The organism is Pseudomonas sp. yb_9, from assembly GCF_043103635.1.
GTDB lineage: Bacteria > Pseudomonadota > Gammaproteobacteria > Pseudomonadales > Pseudomonadaceae > Aquipseudomonas > Aquipseudomonas monteilii.
In genome coordinates, this window is the sequence record NZ_JBICKA010000052.1 from 77,653 (window position 1) to 96,134 (window position 18,482).

Sequence of the window (18,482 nt, forward strand, 5' to 3'; positions counted from 1 at the left end):
GCGTTATCCGAATACTGCAACCACCGTCCGGTAACTGCAGACCCCTCGGGCCAGAACGCTGCAGCCATGATTGCCTGTGTAACGAGAGGTGACAATGATCATCAACGATACAAGCCTTGCGAGTGGTGAATGCTTCAGTGAGTTGCAACTGTTCACCGAACAGAACCAGTTATTCCTGCATTACGACCTGGACAACGTGCGCAGCAGTGTCGGGCGGATATTCAAACCCCATGAGCTGTCCGCCGTTCGCACTGGCGAGACGGTAGCGGCAAGCATGCACCATGTGGTCCGTGGGGGCCTGTCACTGGGGCGCCTGGAGTATGCGACGGAGGTCAATATCGACCCAGGGCGGCTTGAGGATTTCTATCTGGTCCAGATCCCCATCCACGGTGGCGCGACCATCCTCTGCGAAGGCATGGAGTTCGAATCCTCTCCCTTGGTAGCCTCGCTGCTGTCACCCAGCCTGCCGGCGCGCATGCGTTGGCAAGGTGGTGCGCCGCAACTGACACTGCGTATCGAACAGGCCGACATGGCCTACCACTGCCGCCAGCACATCCCACAAGCCAGCCAGCGCCTGCCGCGTTTCGACCCGCGCCTGGACTTCTCGCGCCCGGGCGCCGCCTACTTCCTGCAACTGCTCAACACCCTGGTCACCGCCATCGGCAGCCCGGAACACCCGCTGCACCAACCGCTGGTGCTCAAGCAATTTGAATCGGCACTGCTCAATTCGCTGCTGTATGGCCAGCCCCACAGTGCGCTGGACAACCTCGACCGCCCGGCAGAAAGCACTGTCTCGCCCTACTTCATCAAGCGCACCGAGGCCTTTATCCGAGAGCACCTGCACGAGCCGCTCAGCGTCGAGTCGCTGGCCGAACAGGCTGGCGTCAGTGTGCGCACCTTGTTCGCGGGCTTTCGCACCTTCCGCAATACCAGCCCGATGGCCTACCTGCGCGAATTGCGCCTCGAACAGGTGCATGAGGAGCTGGCGCGCAACGAGCAGGCTTCAGTGACCGATGTGGCGTTCAAATGGGGTTTCGCCCACTTGGGGCGGTTCGCTCAGGAGTACAAACGTCGCTATGGGGAACTGCCCTCGGCGACCCGACGGTTTCGAGCGTCCTGAGGGGACGGCGCGGTTGCCTCAGCGCAATCGCGCCAGTGTAGCGGATGGCGACTCACCGAACGCCTTGCGATAATCGCTGGCAAAGCGACCCAAATGACTGAAGCCCCACTCCAGCGCCACACTGGAGACACTGGCCGAGGCTCCGCCATTCAACAGCGCACTGCGCGCCGCTGCCAACCGATGATGCTTCAGGTAGGCCATGGGTGTCAGCCCATGATGGCGGCGAAAAGCCTCGTAGAGTTTTTCTCGCGACACCCCCGCGACCTGCTCCAGATTATCCAGGCGCAAGGTTTCGCGGGCATGCTGGTGAAGAAACTGGCGGGCACGCACCAGATACTCTGGAACGCGCTCCATTGCGCCCGGCTCCAGCTCCGCCGAATAGTTGCTCGGCTGGGCCAGCAGCAGGCCCCGAATCAGCAGGCATTCCATGTCGCGCGCCAGACGCGGCTGACCGTACAGCGCGCTCATCTGCGGCCAGTGCTCCAGCACCTGCCGGATGCTCAACCACCAGGCGGCCACCGCCGCGCACCCGGTATCCATTTCTGCACGAAAACGGATTGGCTCGGCCAGCGGCCGCTGCAACAAGGCTTCGGCCACTTCCTCAAGGGCCTGCCGGCGGATCACCACCTGAAGTTTCTCGCAGTCCCCTCCCAGCTCCAGCGAATGGGCTTCGAGGGGTGACACCACCAGGCCGCATGCTGCGTCGGATCGCACCTGGTCCCGCCCGCTGCGCAGGCGCTGCCGCCCGCGCAGAGGCAGGCTGATGCTGTAGGCATCGAGGGAGCGGATATCGATGTTCACCTCCGTGCCGTAGGCGATACGCCCAAGTACCGTGCCCAACGCCGGCAGGCGCGTGCCCAGGTGGCTGAAGCACAGCTGCTCCGGGTGCCGGGAGCGCAACTGGTGCGGGCCGCAGATCTCGCTCATCCATTGCTGGGCCAGGCCCAGTTCGGCACAGCGATTGTGCAGCGTGGCAGCGACGCTGTGCATGGGCATCTCCCGTCAAAACAATGGTCTGGCTCAATTGTCCGGCGCAGTACGGCCTCGCCACTATCCATTTTCTGCAGCTATTTGCAACCGTGTCATCCACGCACTGCAACGCCGGAAAAAATGGCTGATCAACGCCCATTAAGTGGCTAGAGCGAATGTGCTGCCAGCGCTTCAATCGTGCACACAACCCCAACAATGAGGACACGCCTGATGAGCGCCCGCAGCCTGACCCAATGGCAAACCTACGTCCAGGGTTGCCTGGACTTTCGCCCCGTCGAGGGGGTCTATCGCGTCGCCCGCGATATCTTCACCGAGCCAGAACTGTTCGACCTGGAGATGGAGCTGATTTTCGAGAAGCAGTGGATCTACGCCTGCCACGAAAGTGAAATCGCCAAGCCCAACGACTTCATCACCCTGCGCGCCGGCCGCCAGCCGATGATCATCACCCGTGACGGCAACGGCGAGCTGCATGCGCTGATCAATGCCTGCCAGCACCGCGGCGCCACCCTCACCCGCCAAGGCGCTGGCAACCAATCCACCTTCACCTGCCCGTTCCATGCCTGGTGCTACAAGAGCGATGGCCGGCTGGTCAAGGTCAAGGCCCCCGGCGAATACCCGGAAGGTTTCGACAAGGCCACCCGAGGCCTGCGCAAGGCGCGTATCCAGAGCTACAAGGGCTTCGTCTTCATCAGCCTCGACAGCAACGCCAACGACTCGCTGGAAGACTTCCTGGGTGATGCAGGGATCTTCTTCGACATGATGGTCGCCCAGTCGCCCACCGGCGAACTCGAAGTGCTACCCGGCAAATCGACCTACACCTACGACGGCAACTGGAAGCTGCAGAACGAGAACGGCCTGGACGGTTATCACGTGTCCACCGTGCACTACAACTACGTGTCTACCGTGCAGCACCGCCAGCAGGTCAACGCGGAAAAAGGCGGCAGCGGCAGCACCCTGGACTACAGCAAGCTGGGCGCTGGTGATGCCGAAACCGACGACGGCTGGTTTACCTTCCACAACGGCCACAGCCTGCTGTTCAGCGACATGCCCAACCCCGCCGTACGCCCCGGTTACGACAGTGTCATGCCGAGGCTGGTCGAGGAATACGGGCAGACTCGCGCCGAATGGATGATGCACCGCCTGCGCAACCTCAATATCTACCCGAGCCTGTTCTTCATGGACCAGATCAGCTCGCAGCTGCGCATCGTCCGCCCGGTGGCCTGGAACAAGACCGAGGTCATCAGCCAGTGCATCGGAGTCAAGGGCGAGTCCGCTGCCGACCGGCGCAACCGGATTCGCCAGTTCGAGGACTTCTTCAACGTCTCGGGCATGGGCACGCCAGACGACCTGGTGGAGTTCCGCGAGCAGCAGCGCGGTTTCCAGGCCCGCCTGGAACGCTGGAGCGACATCTCGCGAGGCCATCACCGCTGGGCAGACGGCCCCACGCCCAACAGCAAGGCGCTGGGCATTCAACCGGTGCTGACCGGCCGCGAATTCACCCACGAAGGGCTCTACGTCAACCAGCACGGCACCTGGCAGCGTCTGCTGCTCGAAGGCCTGGCCCGCCGCGCGCTGCAACTCAAGGAGGTTCAGGCATGAACATCACCCAGCACTACGCCATCGAACAATTCCTGATCCGCAAGGCCGAACTCTGCGACGCCCAGGACTGGGACGCCTATCTGGAGCTGTTCGATGCAGACAGCGAATTCCACCTGCCGCAGTGGATCAGCGAGCACCGCTATGTAGAAGACCCGGACCAGGGCCTGTCGTACATCTACTACGCCGACCGCTCCGGCCTGGAAGACCGGGTATTCCGCCTGCGCACTGGCAAGTCCGCAGCTTCCACGCCGCTACCTCGCACCTTGCATCAGTTCAGCAACCTGCGGCTGCGTATGCTGGGCGACAACGAATTCGAAGCACGCGTGGCCTGGCACACCCTGTACACCCGTCAGGGCCAGCAGAGCAGTTTCTTCGGCCACTGCACCTATCGCCTGCGACAGACCGGCGAAACGTTCCGCATTCGCCGCAAGCATGTACTGCTGCTCAACGACACCATCGATTCCGTGCTCGACTTCTACCACCTCTGAGGGCTGCCAGCATGACCCATAACGTTGCCCTCAGCTTCGCCGACGGCAAGACCTTCTTCATTGCCGTCAAGCCCGGCGAACTGCTGCTCGACGCTGCACTGCGCCAAGGCATCAGCCTGCCGCTGGACTGCCGCGAAGGCGTCTGCGGCACCTGCCAGGGCCGCTGCGAGGCCGGTCGCTATGAGCAGGACTACGTCGACGAAGAGGCCCTGAGCCCCCACGACCTGGCCCAACGCAAGGTACTGGCCTGCCAGACCCGCGTGCAGTCCGATGCCACCTTCTACTTCGACCACGATTCCAGCCATTGCCATGCTGGAGAACCCCTGCTGCTGCGCAGCCGCGTAACCGATGTGGAGCTGGTATCGGCCAGCACCGCCATCCTGCACCTGGATGCCAGCGAGCAGCCAGACACCCTGCACTTCCTGCCCGGCCAGTATGCCCGCTTGCAAGTGCCCGGCACCGATCAATGCCGTGCCTACTCATTCGCCAACCGGCCAAACCCTGGCAACCAGCTGCAGTTCCTGATTCGCCTGCTGCCAGACGGTGTGATGAGCAACTTCCTGCGCGAGCACTGCACGCCCGGCATGGAAATGCTGCTGGAGGCGCCGCTGGGCAGTTTCTACCTGCGTCAGGTGGAACGGCCGTTGGTGATGGTGGCGGGCGGTACTGGCCTGTCGGCGTTCCTCGGCATGCTCGACGAGATTGCCGAGCGCGGTGACTGCGGCTACCCGATCCAGCTGTTCTACGGTGTCAACCAGGAAGCCGACCTGTGCGAAACCGCGCGCCTGGAGGCCCTGCGCGCGCGTATTCCCGGCTTTGAGTTCACCCCCGTGGTCAGCCAGCCCGGCGCCAGCTGGACCGGAAGGCGCGGTTACATTCATGAGCACTTCGACCGTGAGCGACTGGTTGCCACGCCGTTCGACATGTACCTGTGCGGCCCGCCCCCCATGGTCGAAGCCGTGAAAAACTGGGTCACCGAGCAGGCCTCGGCCGGGGTGCAGGTTTACGCCGAGAAGTTCCTGCAAAGCGCCAGCCGGCGCTAACCCTGAAATAACGGCACAACAGAGGTAAACACAATGAGCCTGGGCATTTCTTGGAATGCCCGGGCTCAATGCATTCCGGGGCACGCTCTGCTGTGTCACGCACTCTTCAAAAAAAAAGGCCTGCCAAATGGGCAGGCCAAACCTTCATCAAGAGGCGAACACCGCCTCGATCAGAAGTGGTGGATATAGCGCACCTGCAACCGCGATCCGTCCGGGCGGTTTTCCACGTCCTGCTCGAAATAGGCGTTGAACACGAGGTGATCGTCCTTGGAAAAGCTGTACATCGCACCCGGCCCGATTGCCCAGACCTTTTCCCGGCGCCCAGAGACTTCATGGCCATCTACCCGGGTGTCACTGATCTGCTTGAGCCAGTACCCGTTGATGCCCAGGCGCAGTTGCGGGGTGACCGCATACTCGGTAGCGAAGTTGGTGTGCAGTGCCTGGCCAGCCTGAATATCGTCGGCATCGCCAAAGCCGTAGTTGGGGTCGTGGTTCTTGAAGTTGTAGAGGTAATGCGCACGCACCGAGGCGGTCCAGTCGGGGGTGAACCAATAGGTCGCCGCCCAGTAGGGGTTGAAAGAAACCGCATTGTTGCCGGGGTTGATGTCCTTCTTGTCGCTGTACTCGCCGGTGGGCAGGTTGACCTGCAATTCGATGCGGTGGACAAAGCGTGGGCCGTCCGGCCCCATGATCGGGTCGAACTGGATGAACGGCCCGATCAGCCAGTCACCCACCCCGCCCTGGTCCTTCAGGGCCGCGTTGTTCAAACCGTCATCGACTTTCATCCGGGTGACGATAGGCAACACCGTGTTCAGGCCCAGGCTGGCGTTGCCAACGCGCAGCTCAGACAGGTAACTGACCTGCGTCACCGCCACCTGATAGTCCAGCTGGGTCTTCGGCAAGCCCAGCTTGTCGCCGTTCTTGTCTACCAGCCGGTTCGCGCTGTAGTTCTGGAAGTACTGTTGCAGGTACCAGCCCGGCCCCGCCGGCAGGCCGCCGTCGAGAAAGCTGGTCAGGCCCAGGTTGACCACCGGCAGGTCATACGCTTGGGCCGCACCACTGCCCAGCGCAAGGGCGCAGGCCAGGTAACGGATGTTATTCATGCAAGGCTCCGAATGTTGTTTTTGGTGGCAGGAGACTCAACGGCCGAGTTCGGGGTGCGCGACGGCGACCCGGTACTGCCCGGCATGGAAGACCAGCGGTTCTCCGCCGCTGTATCGGTAGTGCTCGATTTCACCGAGGAAGATCAGGTGATCGCCGCCCTCGTACTGGGTGACGTTGCGGCACACCAGGGTAGCGATGGCACCGTCGAGCAGCGGCACGCCGGCGGTGGCCTCGACATGCTCGATGCCAGCGAACTTGTCTGACGAAGGCCGCGCAAAGTGCCCGGACAAACCGTGCTGGTCGCTGCCCAGCACATTGATGGCGAAATGGCTGGCGGCCAGGAAGTCGCTCACACTCGGCGCCGTGCGCGCCAGGCTCCAGAGCACCAGCGGCGGCTCCAGCGACACCGAGGAAAACGAATTGGCGGTCATCCCCACCTTGCGACCGTCGCTCGCCCGGGTGGTGACCACCGTAACCCCCGTGGCGAACTGCCCAAGCAGGTTGCGCAGGGCCCGTGGCTCGCTGCTGTCGGCGGCGATCAGATTGTCAGGCAAATGCATTGCGTTCATGCTCATGGCTCCTCAGGCTGCCTGCTGGCACAGCTTGTCAACAAAGGCCTGGCAGGCCTGGGCATCGAACCACCAGGGAGCAAACTGCCGCGGGTCATCGAAGTTGTTGGCGATGATCGAGGCCAGCGCCTGGGACTTACTGGCAGCGCCGAGCAGTTTCAGCAGGTGCTCGGGGGGCGGCAGCAGCATGCTGTTGGTCCAGCCGACCACGTGCTGGGCGTAGTCCCAGTAACGCTCGAAGGTCTGCACCATCCATTGCGGGGTGAACGCCTGGTCGCCATGAGCAACGATGGCATCGAGGTAGACCTTGCTGCACTTGGCAGCGTTGTTGGAGCCCTGGCCGGTAATCGGGTCGTTGACCACCAGGGCATCGGCCATGCCGAACACCGGCAGGCCTGACGGCAGCTCCAGCACCGGCTTGCGCACCATCGGCGTAAAACGTCCGGCCAGCACACCTCCCGCATCGGTCAGCTCTACATTGCGGCAACGCTCGGCCTCCCAAGGCACATAGCGGCGAACAATTTCCAGGCTGCGCTGCAAGTGCTGCTCGGGGCTCTGCACGTCTTGCCAGCAGTCCATCGGCCCGCCAGGCACGCCTTCGAACACCATGATTTCGCACGGCCCGCTCAAGGTCAGCGCCGGGAACACGAAGTACTCGCCTACGCCGGGGATCAGGTTGAAGGCCACCCGCGAATAGGGCGACATCGGCGTCATGCCTTTCACGTAGGTCAGCGCCAACGCCCGCTGCGGCTGGCTGAAGCAGGTGCGCTCGGCATCCTTGGGGAACAGGTTGACGATCTCGCCCTTGCCCGCCGCCAGCAGCACCAGGTCGTGGCTGACAGCCAACGCTTCCAGCTCTTTGACACCGACGTCCTGGATGGTCAACTCGCCGCCACGGCGGACGAACTCATCCATCCACACCGGCATCTTCAGGCGCTGGTCCACGGCTTGGGCGTAGCGTTCGAGGCGCGCACTCCAGTCAATCGCCTTGCTGCCCGGCTGTTCAGGGTGCGGGACGCTGAGGCCGATGCCTTCCACGGCGGGGCATTGTTCTTCCCAGAAGTTGAGGCCCAGGTCCCGTTCGGTCTGCAAGGCGGTGTTGAACATGCACTGGCTGGACATCACCTTGCCGGTACGAATCTGTTCAGCGGTGCGGTTGGTGGTAATGCTCACCTGGTAGCCCTGGGCAAGCAGCCCGAGCCCCAGTTGCAGGCCGGCCTGGCCGGCCCCGACGATAGCGATGCGACGCATGGAGTAACTCCCATTGTAGGATTGTTTTTGTGGAAAACAGCGCGCTTGGTGCGCGCTGGAAACACGCTTTCGCCAGCCTTATTCGGCCAGCCTTGGAATGGCCGGAACATTGCGCTCCGGCCCCATTACCGAGTAGCCACCGTCCACCGCGTAGTCAGCACCCGTGACGAAACTGGCCGCTGGCGAGCAAAGGAAGGCCACCACCTGGGCCACCTCGGCGGGGTCACCAAGGCGCCCCAGCAGGTGATAGTCGGCGGCCACCTGGTCGGCCTTGTTGCGATCACCGCCGCTGACCTCGGCGATGACCCGCGACCAGGTCCAGCCCGGCGACACCGAATTGACCCGGATGCCGTCGCCGGCCAGGTCCATGGCCATGCAGCGGGTCAACTGCTTGATGGCCGCCTTGGACACCGGGTACAGCCAGCGCCCGGTCTGCGCGCAGCCAGCGGAAATCGAGGCGAAATTGACCACCACCCCGCTGTTGGCCCTCAGCTCGTCGTGCAGTGCACGCACCAGCTGCACCGCCGACACCAGGTTGATATCCAGGGCCCGCAGCCATTCTGCCCGGTCAGAAGCCAAGCCTTGGTCGAGGTAGCTGCAAGCCAGGTTGATCACCATGTCGACCCGGCCCCAGCACTGCTTCACTGTGCCGACCGCCTGCTCGATGGCCGCATCGTCGGTCAGGTCCAGCGGCACAAACAGACATGCCTCAGCAAGACTTGACGCCACGTCGGCACCTTTCGGGTCGATATCCAACAGTGCCACCCGTGCCCCCGCAGCCACCAATACCTCCGCCACCGCCGCTCCGATCAGGGTCGCACCGCCACTGATCACCGCCACCTTACCTGCCAGGTTCATGCTCATGGCTCAACCCTCGATCGGTAGGTTGGCGCTACTGGCCCAACCCGGCATCAGGGTGTTGGACGGCAGCGTCTCGTCGAGCAGTTTGTGCGCAGTCTGCACACCGGCCACCGGTAGGCCGCTAGGGTCGAGCAAGCCGATCTGCACCATTACGCTGGCCTGGTCCCAGTAGATATGTTCGTGGTAGAGCTTCGGCCCGCGGAACTTGACCACACCTAACATCGGGATCTCGACAAACCGCCCTGTGGGTGCCACGCCCGGCAGCATCCAGTCGATTTCCTGATCGTGGGTGAAGCTCATGATGAACTCGTCGACGATCTGCGACGCACCGACAGTGCGCGAGATCGGCGTCAGTGCCATGTCCTTCGGGTTGCCATGCACGAAGTGGTAACGGTAGAACCGCGCCAGCTCGCGATAGCCGACACCACCTGTCATGGTCGGGATATGGTTGACGTAAGGCTGGGGGACCATGGTTGCCATGGTCGCCGGCACGTCGCGGGTAGCGAACTCGTGGCGGACATGTTCATCCCACAGCGCCGACAGGTTGTAGTCCGGCCCGATGGAACGGCGCAGCGCTGCGATGCTGCGTTCATGGGCGAGCAAGGCCGAGGGTTTGTGGTAGTGGTCGCTTGCTGGACGGGCGAACGCATGGTCGACACCCGGATAGACATAGGCCTCGGTGCCGGGCTTCTGATGCAGTGCGCGGATGATCGTTTCGCGGGCATCGGCCTGGCAGAACTGATCCTGTTCGGCAAAATGCAGCACCAGCCGGCCTGTCAGGCCTTCCAGTTCATGCAGCGCGTTCTCGATACCCACACCGTAGTAACCCACGGCGCAGGCCACTTCGGGCAAGCGGCACGCCGCCAGATAGGCAAGCTTGCCGCCGAGGCAATAGCCGACCACACCGAGGCCATCCGCGCTGCAAGCCTCCATGCTGCGCAGATGCCGCAGGCTGGCGGCAATATCGCGTACACCCAGTGCCTCGTCGAATGCCTGATACAGGGCGAAGGCACGCTGAAAATCCGCTTCGGTATAGCCCAGGTCCACGCCTGGCTCCTGGCGCCAATACAGGTCTGGCACCAGCACCGTATAGCCTTCTTGCGCCAGGTGGTCAGCCACCTCGCGCATGGCCGCGTTAACACCGAAGATTTCCTGGCACAGCACCACGCCCGGGCCATGGCCATCGATCGACGTGGCCAGGTAGGCCTGGAAGTGCTCGCCGGAATCGGCAGCGAGGGTAATGTATTGGCCCTTCATTGTTATGTCTCCAGTCGCGGGGGGATGGAGACATATTCAGGCGCTGGAAACCAAAGGGCTGTCCGGGAGGTGCGTGAATTATCCGTTGAGTGCGGGAAATTCGGCTAGGCAGTCAAGTAGCGTGCATCATCGCCGTCGCGCATCCCTGCGCACAGCCTGTGGAGGCACACCAAACCCACGCATGAACACCTCACGCAGATGCCGGCGGTCCCTGAACCCGGTCTCTCTGGCTACGACATCCAGGCTGTGGCGGCTCTGCTCGATCATCAAACGGGCTGCCTCCAGCCGCAGGCGCTCAACGGCCTTGGCGGGTGACTCACCGGTCTCAGCGGTGAATACACGGGTGAATTGCCTCGGGCTCAGGTGCACCACATCGGCAAGTTCCTCCACACTCAACGGGCGGCTGAGGTGTTTGCGGGCGTAATCCAGCGCGCTCTGGATACGGTCCGACTTGGGCGAGAGCGATAACAGTTCGGAATGCTGGGATTGCCCACCAGAGCGGCGTTGGTGCATGACCATCTTGTGCGCCACCGACCTTGCCAGGTCGGTGCCCAGGTCTTTTTCGACCATGCCCAGCGCCATGTCCAGAGCGGCGGTCATGCCGGCGGACGTCCATACCGGCCCGTCAACAATGAAAATCCGGTCTTCCTCGACGTCGATCTTCGGGTGCAACTCACGCAGCTTGTTTGCATAAGCCCAGTGGGTGGTGGCGCGCCGGCCATCCAGCACACCGGCCTGCGCCAACACGAAGCAGCCGGTACAAAGGCCTGCGGTGCGACGCGCACCGTCGACGAATCCACGCACGCTGGCAAGTACCTCTTCACTGGGGGGCGTGAGCGGGGTCAGCGTACCGGCGACCATCCAGGTGTCGGCCAGGCCCGGCGCGCTCAATGTCAACGTGTCGATATGCATCCCCAGGGAAGAACGCACCGTGCCACCCCCGATGGAAAAATTCTCGATCCTGTAAACCGCTTCGCCCGCTACGATATTGGCGAATTCGAATACGGTTTGTGTAGCCAGGGACATGACCTGGAAGCCTTCGGGTATCAGGTAGCCGACCCGGTGCATGATTGAAGCCCTCTTTGCGATGTCCTGAAAACGTACCATATACGTCATTTAAGTCAAAACACACATTCTGCATGATGACTCCACACCCAAATACCGGAGCATCACCATGACGCAGCAATTCAAAGGCACCGCGCTCATCACGGGCGCCTCCACCGGCATCGGTTCGATCTACGCAGACCATCTGGCACGACGTGGCTATGACCTGGTGCTGGTAGCACGCAACCGCGAACGCCTTAACGCATTGGCCGCCCGGCTCACCAGCGAAACCCGGCAGAACGTGGAAGTGTTCCCGGCCGACCTGGCCAACGCAGCCGACCTCGCCAAGGTCGAACGCAAACTGCGCGAAGACGCCAGCATCAGCCTGCTGGTGAACAATGCGGGTATCGGTACCCATACCGGCCTGCTGGAAAGTGACGTCGAACGCATGGCCGAAATGATCAGCCTCAACATCACCGCCCTCACCCGCCTCACCTACGCGGCGGTGCCAGGCTTTGTCGCTCGCAAGCAAGGCGCGGTCATTAATATCTCGTCCATCGTCAGCCTGGCGCCGGAGCTGCTCAACGGCGTCTACGGCGGCAGCAAGGCCTATGTCACCGCGTTTACGCAAGCGCTTGCCAAAGAGCTGGCAGGCAAAGGCGTTCAGGTCCAGGCAGTACTGCCTGGGGCCACCGCTACCGACCTTTGGCAGACAGGCGGTTTGCCGCTCGAAAACCTCGACCCTGCCATCGTGATGTCGGCCGAGGACCTGGTGGACGGCGCCCTGCAGGACTTCGACAAGGGTGTATTGATCTCCCTGCCTTCGGTGCACGACCTGCAAGCGTTCGAGCACTACGAAGCCAGCCGCAAGGCCTTGTTCGGCCAACTGTCCAGCAACCAGCTCGCGCCCCGCTACAGGGCCTAGTGACCAAGATGAGCCCAAGCCGCATCGTTCATTTTCATTGAAGACGAGAAAGTCTTACTGCATTCAGGCTATTTTTCGAGCAAATCAAAACGCTTAGCCTGAATGCACTTTTCGACCACCCTGGAGGTAGCGCCAATGAAGGCCGTCGTTTACACCCAACCCGGTTTGCCGATCCACGCCCCACAATCGCTGTACGACGCGGAACTGCCCGCCCCCAAACCCGGTGCCCGGGACCTGCTTGTCGAAGTCAGGGCCATTGCCGTCAACCCGGTTGATACTAAAATCCGTGCAAGCCGCGGCGGTGACCAGCCACAGGTGCTGGGCTGGGACGCTGTCGGCGTTGTCCGCGAGGTCGGGCCTGAGGTCACATTGTTCCGACCGGGCGATGAAGTTTTCTACGCCGGCGCCATTGACCGCCCGGGCAGCTACAGCGAGCTGCATGTGGTGGATGAACGCATCGTCGGTCACAAGCCTCGCAGCCTGGACAATGCCAGTGCCGCCGCCCTGCCCCTTACGTCCATTACCGCCTGGGAGCTGCTGTTCGACCGCCTGGGCGTTGAGGAAAACGCTGGCGAAGGCCAGCGCCTTCTGGTGGTCGGTGCCGGTGGCGGGGTTGGCTCCATCCTGGTACAGCTTGCCAGCAAACTCACTCGGCTGAACGTCATCGGCACAGCGTCAAGGCCCGAAACCCAGGCGTGGGTAAAGGCGCTGGGCGCCCATCATGTGATCGATCACGTCGAGTCGATTCCGCTTCAGCTGGAGGCGCTCAAGCTGGGCCCGGTCGATTACGTGATCAGCCTCACCCATACCGACACCTACCTGCCGCAACTGGTGGAAGTGCTTCGCCCACAAGGCAAGCTTGCGTTGATCGACGACCCGGCGCAGCTGGATGTCATGCCGCTCAAGCGCAAGTCACTGTCGCTGCACTGGGAACTCATGTTCACGCGTTCCCTGTACAAGACCGAGGACATGATCAAGCAGCACCAACTGCTCGATCGCGTTTCGCAACTGGTCGACAGCGGTGTGCTCAAAACCACCCTCGGCGAACACTACGGTACGATCAACGCCGAGCACCTCAAGCGCGCCCACGCCATGGTCGAAAGTGGAAAAGCGCGCGGCAAGATTGTGCTGGAAGGCTTCTGATTGCCGCCAGCACAACTACCCAGGCTACCCTGCATGGGTCAGCTAAGGCTGCTCGCCCGCGAGGAAGGCTTTGCTGATTTCACGGAACTGTTCGTGGCTTGCACTGCGCAGCAGTTCGAACACGACCATTTCACGGGTGACGACCTGTACGCCAGCCGCCGCCATGCGCTGGAGGGCCGCGAGGTGGTTTTCCGCTGTGCGGCTCGACGTGGCGTCGGCGACCACGAACACCTGCTTGCCACTGGCCAGCAGGTCGAGTGCGGTCTGCCGCACGCACACATGGCATTCGATGCCACAGAGAATGACCTGCTCACGCTGCATCATCGCCTGCGGCAGGCATTCGGCGGGTACGCAGGAAAAGTGCAGCTTCTCCACCACTGGCGCCGTGGCGCAGCGTTCCGGGTGAAAACCAACAATCACCAACGCAGCAATCGTGGCCCTAATGCTGCACCCACCACGGCCGGCACCAGCATCCCCAGCACATACCATACCCCCCAGAACGGCACGCCCATTTCAGGGCAGTGCAGGCAGTAGGCCAACGTCGCTGTGGCGCCTGCGAGCAAGCCCCCCGCCGCGCCAGCCTGACGCAGGCGGGTTGGTGCCAGGCCGCGCAAGGCGACGAACACCGCGATAAAGGCAGGCACAGAGAGCAAGGTGATGTTCAACGGGCAGGTGCGCCAGGTGCGGCCCAGGATCAGCTCGGCGCGGGCTTCCAGCGGAGCGCCAGACAGGCTCACGGCCGCGCCCAGCCAGACCAGCAGCAACGGCAGCCCCAACAAGGCCCAGCACGCACCGCCCTGCACACCCGGCCTGGCCAACCGCTGGGTCAGCCACAGCGACAGTATTGCCAAACTGCCGGGCAAGGCCAGCTTGGCCCAGAACAACGGTGTGGACGCGACCAGCGCCAGATCGTTACGGACACCGAACAGGGTCACGGTCAGCAATACCGCGCCCAGCATACCGCCCAGCAACGCCATACCCATACGCCGCGCCAGCACATGGCGGTCCACCGGCCCTTCCCCAGCGGCCAACAGGGCAATCAGTTCATCGGTCCTCATCGTCGCCCTTGCCTCCTATCAACTTGGCCAATGCCTTCAAGCCCCGGTGGATGTCAACCTTGACTGCCGAGGCAGAAAGCCCGGTCATGCGTGCAGTCTCCTCCACCGACAATCCCTCCAGCTTGACGTGAACGATGGGCAGGCGCTGGCGTGGCGGCAACTGCGCCAACAGCTTGCCCAGGTCCCGCGTGGCCTGGGCCGCCTCTTCCTCGCTGGCGGTGAACAGGTCGCTGTCATCCTCCAGCCCGTCGTGCAGCGCATCGTGGCGGGCATAACTGCGATAGTGATCCGCCAGCTTGTAGCAGGCAATGGCCTGCACCCAGGCGGTCAGCGGTTGCTGGGCCTGGTAGGTGTGGCGGGCGTTGTGCACCGCCAGCAACACCTCCTGTAGCAGGTCTTCCACTTCGCCGGGGCGCTGCGCCAGGCGCCTTAGTAAAAAACCACGCACATGCACCGCCAGCGCCGCCAGAAAGGCCCTGTACGCCACGGCATCGCCCGTCAACCCTTGCAGCAGTAACGCCTGCAACCGGGCTTCGCGTGCGATGAGTGCCTGCTGAGAAGTAGTTCGTAGCATTGGCCGCCCGGGTTACATCCACCGTGGAGTTTTTACCTAGGGTTGTTGCCTTCATACGTTAGGCGACGGCTACGACGTCGTGATTTTTTTTCCAGCGCCTGTAACCCGATCCGCCAAAGCCGCGAACTAGTTCATGAGCCGCCGGTACATCGCCACGGCCCCACTTCCCGGAGACACATCATGAAAACCCTCGCCCTCACCACCGCCGCCCTCGCACTCGCCTCACTGGCCGGTGCCGCCCTGGCCGCTGACGCGACCAACAACGCAACCGGCGCCGCCATGGAAAAATGCTACGGCGTTGCCATGGCCGGCAAGAACGACTGCAAGGCCGGCGCCGGCACCAGTTGCGCCGGCAGCGCGAAAAAGGACTACGACGGCATGCACTGGAAGAACGTACCCGCTGGCACCTGCACCTCCATCAAGACGCCCAATGGCATGGGCTCGCTGTCTCCGATCAAGTCGTGAGCGGAGGCCGCCGATCATGAACGGGATCACCTGCATGGGCGCCGGCCTGGGGCTCAAGGCCGAGCACTTTGCCGAAGTCTGGGCTTGCCAGGCCAACGGGCTGTGGTTTGAAGTGCACCCGGAAAACTACATGGTCGGCGGCCCACGGCTGGACGGGTTGCAGCGCATTGGCGAACGCCATCCACTGTCACTGCACGGCGTCGCGCTGTCACTGGCGGCCGATGCCGTACCCGATGCGCAGCACCTGCGTCGCCTGCGGGCGCTGGTCGATCTGGTGCAGCCGGCCTTGGTGTCGGAGCACCTGGCCTGGTCGACCTGGGGCGGGCAGTATCACCCTGACCTGCTGCCCTTCCCCCGCAGCAACGAGGCCCTTGCCCGTATCAGCGACAACATCCTTCGTACCCAGGACGCGCTGGGGCGCAGCCTCTCGCTGGAAAACCCCAGCCATTATCTGGAGCTGGATGGCCACGACTGGGATGAAACCGAATTTCTGCATGAACTGGTGCGCAGGACCGACTGCGGATTGTTGCTGGATGTCAACAACGTGTACGTGAGTGCCCAAAACCTCGGCTTCGACGCCGCCGGATACCTTGAGCGGTTCCCGGCAGGGGCAATCCGCGAAATACACTTGGCCGGCCACAGCCAGGACACGCAGAGCACGCTACTGATCGACTCCCATGACGCGGCCATCGCCGCACCGGTCTGGGCCTTGTACCAGCAAGTGATCGCACGCATCGGCCCGCGCCCGACCTTGATCGAGCGTGACGGCAACGTGCCCGCCTTCACGGAACTGCTAGCCGAACGCAATACCGCCCAGGCGCTGCTCGATCAGGCCGGAGCACGACCATGAACCTTTCCCTTGGCCAGTTTCAAACCGCCTTTGTCGAGGCGCTGTATCACCGCTCTGCCCCACAATTGGCCGCACTGACTGGCCAGCCAGCGTTTGCGGTGTATCGCAACACCGTGCTGGCAGGTTGTGTTGACGCCCTTCGCGCCAACTTCCCCGCCGTCGAGGCACTGGTCGGCCCGGCCTGGATGCAGGACGCTGCCGCAGCCTACGCACAATGCACGCCCCCCGACGACCCGCGGCTGATCCGCTACGGGGCGGCGTTTGCCGACTTTCTCGAACAACAGCAAGCCCATCACCGCTTGCCGTACCTGGCCGATGTGGCACGCCTGGATTTCGCCTGGTGCGAAGCCTTCAGTGCCCTTCGCGAGCCCTGCCTTGACCTGGCCGACCTTGCCGGCATGACCGCCACGGACCTGGCGTGCAGCTACCTGGCCCCGCGCAGCAGCGTGCGCTGGTACTGGTTCGCGCAAACTCCGGCGTTCAGCCTGTGGCGCCACAGCCGTGAAGGCCTGGCCTGGCCGCAAGACCAGCCCTGGCGCGCAGAAGGCGCTTTGTTGAGCGGCACTGACGAAGGTGTCGTACAACAAGCGCTGGAAATCGGGGGCTGTGCATTGCTCGATGCCTGCGCCCAAGGCCTGACGCTGGAGCAGGCCTCACAGGTTACGCAGCAGGCTCAGCCCGACCTGGACTTCGCCGCCCTGCTCGGTCGACTGCTGGCCGCCCAGGTGTTTCGTCCACTTTCCTTCGCTTGAGGAACCACCATGGACATCACCCATACTTCGCGCACTGGCCACGGTCTGCGCCAACGCTGGAACCACCTCGCCGAACGGCTGCACCTGCTGTTGAGCGACACACTGTTATGCCTGGTGGCACGCCTTGCCATTGCCTCGATCTTCTTTCTGTCCGGCCGTACCAAGGTCGAAGGCTTGCTGACCATCACGCCCAGCACCTATGACCTGTTCCAGAGCGAATATGCACTGCCGCTGGTGTCCCCCTGGCTGGCGGCCCACCTGGCCGCCTATGCAGAGCACCTGTTCCCGCTGTTGCTGGTACTGGGCCTGTATACGCGCCTTTCGGCCTTCGCCTTGCTGGGCATGACCACGGTGATCGAAGTGTTTGTCTACCCCGATGCCTGGCCAACGCACTTGTCCTGGGCCGGCTTGCTGCTGTTGTTGATCGGGCGGGGAGCCGGTGCGTTGTCGCTTGATCGGCTGCTGGGCGTGAGATGACCCGCCGTTGTAAAATCAGGCTCGCGCCTCGGTTTTGCGATGGCTTGGCAGACGAAGGCAGTTCGGGAGGGGCTGGTGGCAGACCATGTTGACTACAAGCGCAATAGCGAAATCCCCGGCCTGGTGCTGAGCGAGGGGCGGTTTTCCAGCTTTCGCTTTGATCGCCATTATCACCTCGACTACCACGTAGGCCTGATTACCGAGGGTGTGCAGCGCCAAGGGCTGAACGGCGAATCCGTGCTGCTTACCCCCGGCACCATTCAATTGATGCCGCCCTGCGAAATCCATGACGGTGTCAGTGCCGATACCGCGTCCTACACCCTCAAGACCTTTCGCGTTTCGGCCGCCCTGCTCAAGGATGTCACCGAGGAGCTGACCGGGCACGACCGGTTTTCTGCGCTTGGCGGCGCGCTGTTGCAAGACCCTGGGCTGTCCATGGAACTGGCGCACTTACACAGCACGCTGGCACAGGGCATGCCCGCGTCGCCCTTGTTCGTCGAGTCGCAATGGCTGACATTGCTGGGCCGCTTGTTCAGCGAAACCCGCATGGTCAAGCAGCAGTTCCTCAAAGGCACCCTCTCACCGCTGCAATGGCGCAGGGTGACAGAGCACTGCAACGCTCACCTGGCAGACAAGATCACCTTGCTGGAACTGGCTGCGTTGTGTGGCCTTGAGCGCTTCCAGTTCCTGAAAATGTTCAAGCAGACCGTGGGCATGACGCCCCATGCGTGGCTGGTTCGCCTGCGCCTGGAGCGCGCCTGCGAACTGCTCAGCCACACACAGTGGGAGCTGACCAAGGTTGCTCAGGAAGTCGGCTTTTACGATCAAAGCCATTTCAACCGGGCCTTCAAGCAGGCGTTTGGCGTGGCACCCTCGCTGTACTGACGCCCCCTTCCAGATCACTCAATTTTA

The 18,482-nt window shown here is 62.8% G+C and carries 20 protein-coding genes and 1 pseudogene; 11 read left to right on the forward strand and 10 right to left on the reverse strand.

The window, feature by feature from the left end:
• Window positions 1-94 precede the first annotated feature (94 nt).
• Window positions 95-1,120, forward strand: coding sequence for an AraC family transcriptional regulator (locus tag ACF8MI_RS15280; protein ID WP_060500046.1), 1,026 nt, complete (start codon window positions 95-97; stop codon window positions 1,118-1,120).
• 18 nt (window positions 1,121-1,138) lie between these two features.
• Here the strand turns inward: ACF8MI_RS15280 and ACF8MI_RS15285 are convergent, their stop codons facing one another.
• Window positions 1,139-2,110, reverse strand: coding sequence for an AraC family transcriptional regulator (locus ACF8MI_RS15285; protein ID WP_200928511.1), 972 nt, complete (start codon window positions 2,108-2,110; stop codon window positions 1,139-1,141).
• 210 nt (window positions 2,111-2,320) lie between these two features.
• Here ACF8MI_RS15285 and antA point away from each other — a divergent pair, with 210 nt between their 5' ends.
• The 3 genes from antA to antC are packed head-to-tail and all read left to right on the forward strand — an operon-like array spanning window position 2,321 to window position 5,240.
• A complete protein-coding gene (gene antA / locus ACF8MI_RS15290) occupies window positions 2,321-3,709 on the forward strand; it encodes an anthranilate 1,2-dioxygenase large subunit (RefSeq protein ID WP_200928512.1) in 1,389 nt (462 codons plus the stop codon).
• Complete coding sequence (antB, locus tag ACF8MI_RS15295) at window positions 3,706-4,197, forward strand: anthranilate 1,2-dioxygenase small subunit (protein ID WP_200928513.1); 492 nt, start codon at window positions 3,706-3,708, stop codon at window positions 4,195-4,197. The genes antA and antB overlap by 4 nt, the downstream gene beginning before the upstream one ends.
• 11 nt (window positions 4,198-4,208) lie before the next feature.
• Window positions 4,209-5,240, forward strand: a complete 1,032-nt coding sequence (antC, locus tag ACF8MI_RS15300) for an anthranilate 1,2-dioxygenase electron transfer component AntC (RefSeq protein WP_200928514.1) — start codon at window positions 4,209-4,211, stop codon at window positions 5,238-5,240.
• 170 nt (window positions 5,241-5,410) lie between these two features.
• On the opposite strand, the gene ACF8MI_RS15305 is transcribed toward antC, so the two are convergent.
• The 6 genes from ACF8MI_RS15305 to ACF8MI_RS15330 form a co-directional block, all read right to left on the reverse strand.
• Window positions 5,411-6,343 (reverse strand): transporter, encoded by a 933-nt coding sequence (locus ACF8MI_RS15305; protein WP_200928515.1) that lies wholly within the window; start codon window positions 6,341-6,343, stop codon window positions 5,411-5,413.
• Between the two features lie 36 nt (window positions 6,344-6,379).
• Window positions 6,380-6,913, reverse strand: coding sequence for a flavin reductase family protein (locus ACF8MI_RS15310; protein WP_104834937.1), 534 nt, complete (start codon window positions 6,911-6,913; stop codon window positions 6,380-6,382).
• 12 nt (window positions 6,914-6,925) lie between these two features.
• Window positions 6,926-8,164 (reverse strand): styrene monooxygenase/indole monooxygenase family protein, encoded by a 1,239-nt coding sequence (locus ACF8MI_RS15315; protein ID WP_200928516.1) that lies wholly within the window; start codon window positions 8,162-8,164, stop codon window positions 6,926-6,928.
• 78 nt (window positions 8,165-8,242) lie between these two features.
• Complete coding sequence (locus tag ACF8MI_RS15320) at window positions 8,243-9,028, reverse strand: SDR family oxidoreductase (RefSeq protein ID WP_060500038.1); 786 nt, start codon at window positions 9,026-9,028, stop codon at window positions 8,243-8,245.
• A gap of 3 nt (window positions 9,029-9,031) precedes the next feature.
• The gene (locus tag ACF8MI_RS15325; protein ID WP_200928517.1) at window positions 9,032-10,282 is read right to left on the reverse strand and encodes a dienelactone hydrolase family protein; all 1,251 of its coding nucleotides are present in this window, start codon (window positions 10,280-10,282) and stop codon (window positions 9,032-9,034) included.
• A gap of 126 nt (window positions 10,283-10,408) precedes the next feature.
• The gene (locus tag ACF8MI_RS15330; protein ID WP_060500036.1) at window positions 10,409-11,350 is read right to left on the reverse strand and encodes a GlxA family transcriptional regulator; all 942 of its coding nucleotides are present in this window, start codon (window positions 11,348-11,350) and stop codon (window positions 10,409-10,411) included.
• A gap of 106 nt (window positions 11,351-11,456) precedes the next feature.
• On the opposite strand from ACF8MI_RS15330, the gene ACF8MI_RS15335 reads away from it, so the two are divergent.
• Window positions 11,457-12,251 (forward strand): SDR family oxidoreductase, encoded by a 795-nt coding sequence (locus ACF8MI_RS15335; RefSeq protein WP_060500035.1) that lies wholly within the window; start codon window positions 11,457-11,459, stop codon window positions 12,249-12,251.
• 135 nt (window positions 12,252-12,386) lie between these two features.
• Window positions 12,387-13,394 carry a zinc-binding alcohol dehydrogenase family protein gene (locus ACF8MI_RS15340; protein WP_200928518.1) on the forward strand — a complete coding sequence of 336 codons (1,008 nt, stop codon included), beginning with the start codon at window positions 12,387-12,389 and terminating at the stop codon, window positions 13,392-13,394.
• A 42-nt stretch (window positions 13,395-13,436) separates the two neighbouring features.
• On the opposite strand, the pseudogene ACF8MI_RS15345 reads toward ACF8MI_RS15340, so the two are convergent.
• From ACF8MI_RS15345 to ACF8MI_RS15355, 3 genes and pseudogenes are all read right to left on the reverse strand, one after another.
• Window positions 13,437-13,778 (reverse strand): annotated as a pseudogene (locus tag ACF8MI_RS15345) (isochorismatase family protein); the annotation flags it as partial.
• Window positions 13,779-13,810: 32 nt separating this feature from the next.
• On the reverse strand, window positions 13,811-14,452 hold the full coding sequence (locus ACF8MI_RS15350) for a DUF1109 domain-containing protein (protein WP_060500033.1): 642 nt from the start codon (window positions 14,450-14,452) through the stop codon (window positions 13,811-13,813).
• The gene (locus ACF8MI_RS15355) at window positions 14,439-15,026 is read right to left on the reverse strand and encodes a sigma-70 family RNA polymerase sigma factor (protein ID WP_200928519.1); all 588 of its coding nucleotides are present in this window, start codon (window positions 15,024-15,026) and stop codon (window positions 14,439-14,441) included. The genes ACF8MI_RS15350 and ACF8MI_RS15355 overlap by 14 nt, the downstream gene beginning before the upstream one ends.
• A gap of 180 nt (window positions 15,027-15,206) precedes the next feature.
• On the opposite strand from ACF8MI_RS15355, the gene ACF8MI_RS15360 reads away from it, so the two are divergent.
• From ACF8MI_RS15360 to ACF8MI_RS15380, 5 genes are all read left to right on the forward strand, one after another.
• Complete coding sequence (locus ACF8MI_RS15360) at window positions 15,207-15,491, forward strand: DUF2282 domain-containing protein (RefSeq protein ID WP_060500032.1); 285 nt, start codon at window positions 15,207-15,209, stop codon at window positions 15,489-15,491.
• 16 nt (window positions 15,492-15,507) lie between these two features.
• Complete coding sequence (locus ACF8MI_RS15365; protein ID WP_060500031.1) at window positions 15,508-16,341, forward strand: DUF692 domain-containing protein; 834 nt, start codon at window positions 15,508-15,510, stop codon at window positions 16,339-16,341.
• Window positions 16,338-17,093: a DNA-binding domain-containing protein gene (locus tag ACF8MI_RS15370; protein WP_200928520.1), complete on the forward strand. Its 756-nt coding sequence runs from the start codon at window positions 16,338-16,340 to the stop codon at window positions 17,091-17,093. The genes ACF8MI_RS15365 and ACF8MI_RS15370 overlap by 4 nt, the downstream gene beginning before the upstream one ends.
• Before the next feature lie 9 nt (window positions 17,094-17,102).
• Window positions 17,103-17,570, forward strand: coding sequence for a DoxX family protein (locus ACF8MI_RS15375; protein WP_060500029.1), 468 nt, complete (start codon window positions 17,103-17,105; stop codon window positions 17,568-17,570).
• Window positions 17,571-17,645: 75 nt separating this feature from the next.
• Entirely contained in the window at window positions 17,646-18,455 is an 810-nt protein-coding gene (locus ACF8MI_RS15380; protein ID WP_060500028.1) for an AraC family transcriptional regulator, read from the forward strand.
• Window positions 18,456-18,482: the final 27 nt, after the last annotated feature.

Coding starts and splice junctions, on each gene's coding strand:
- ACF8MI_RS15320 (WP_060500038.1), bottom strand. CDS start 9,028: ATGAGCATGAACCTGGCAGGTAAGGTGGCGGTGATCAGTGGCGGTGCG.
- ACF8MI_RS15315 (WP_200928516.1), bottom strand. CDS start 8,164: ATGCGTCGCATCGCTATCGTCGGGGCCGGCCAGGCCGGCCTGCAACTG.
- ACF8MI_RS15375 (WP_060500029.1), top strand. CDS start 17,103: ATGGACATCACCCATACTTCGCGCACTGGCCACGGTCTGCGCCAACGC.
- ACF8MI_RS15360 (WP_060500032.1), top strand. CDS start 15,207: ATGAAAACCCTCGCCCTCACCACCGCCGCCCTCGCACTCGCCTCACTG.
- ACF8MI_RS15285 (WP_200928511.1), bottom strand. CDS start 2,110: ATGCACAGCGTCGCTGCCACGCTGCACAATCGCTGTGCCGAACTGGGC.
- ACF8MI_RS15310 (WP_104834937.1), bottom strand. CDS start 6,913: ATGAACGCAATGCATTTGCCTGACAATCTGATCGCCGCCGACAGCAGC.
- antB (WP_200928513.1), top strand. CDS start 3,706: ATGAACATCACCCAGCACTACGCCATCGAACAATTCCTGATCCGCAAG.
- ACF8MI_RS15355 (WP_200928519.1), bottom strand. CDS start 15,026: ATGCTACGAACTACTTCTCAGCAGGCACTCATCGCACGCGAAGCCCGG.
- ACF8MI_RS15280 (WP_060500046.1), top strand. CDS start 95: ATGATCATCAACGATACAAGCCTTGCGAGTGGTGAATGCTTCAGTGAG.
- ACF8MI_RS15335 (WP_060500035.1), top strand. CDS start 11,457: ATGACGCAGCAATTCAAAGGCACCGCGCTCATCACGGGCGCCTCCACC.
- ACF8MI_RS15330 (WP_060500036.1), bottom strand. CDS start 11,350: ATGCACCGGGTCGGCTACCTGATACCCGAAGGCTTCCAGGTCATGTCC.
- ACF8MI_RS15340 (WP_200928518.1), top strand. CDS start 12,387: ATGAAGGCCGTCGTTTACACCCAACCCGGTTTGCCGATCCACGCCCCA.
- ACF8MI_RS15350 (WP_060500033.1), bottom strand. CDS start 14,452: ATGAGGACCGATGAACTGATTGCCCTGTTGGCCGCTGGGGAAGGGCCG.
- ACF8MI_RS15370 (WP_200928520.1), top strand. CDS start 16,338: ATGAACCTTTCCCTTGGCCAGTTTCAAACCGCCTTTGTCGAGGCGCTG.
- ACF8MI_RS15325 (WP_200928517.1), bottom strand. CDS start 10,282: ATGAAGGGCCAATACATTACCCTCGCTGCCGATTCCGGCGAGCACTTC.
- antA (WP_200928512.1), top strand. CDS start 2,321: ATGAGCGCCCGCAGCCTGACCCAATGGCAAACCTACGTCCAGGGTTGC.
- antC (WP_200928514.1), top strand. CDS start 4,209: ATGACCCATAACGTTGCCCTCAGCTTCGCCGACGGCAAGACCTTCTTC.
- ACF8MI_RS15305 (WP_200928515.1), bottom strand. CDS start 6,343: ATGAATAACATCCGTTACCTGGCCTGCGCCCTTGCGCTGGGCAGTGGT.
- ACF8MI_RS15365 (WP_060500031.1), top strand. CDS start 15,508: ATGAACGGGATCACCTGCATGGGCGCCGGCCTGGGGCTCAAGGCCGAG.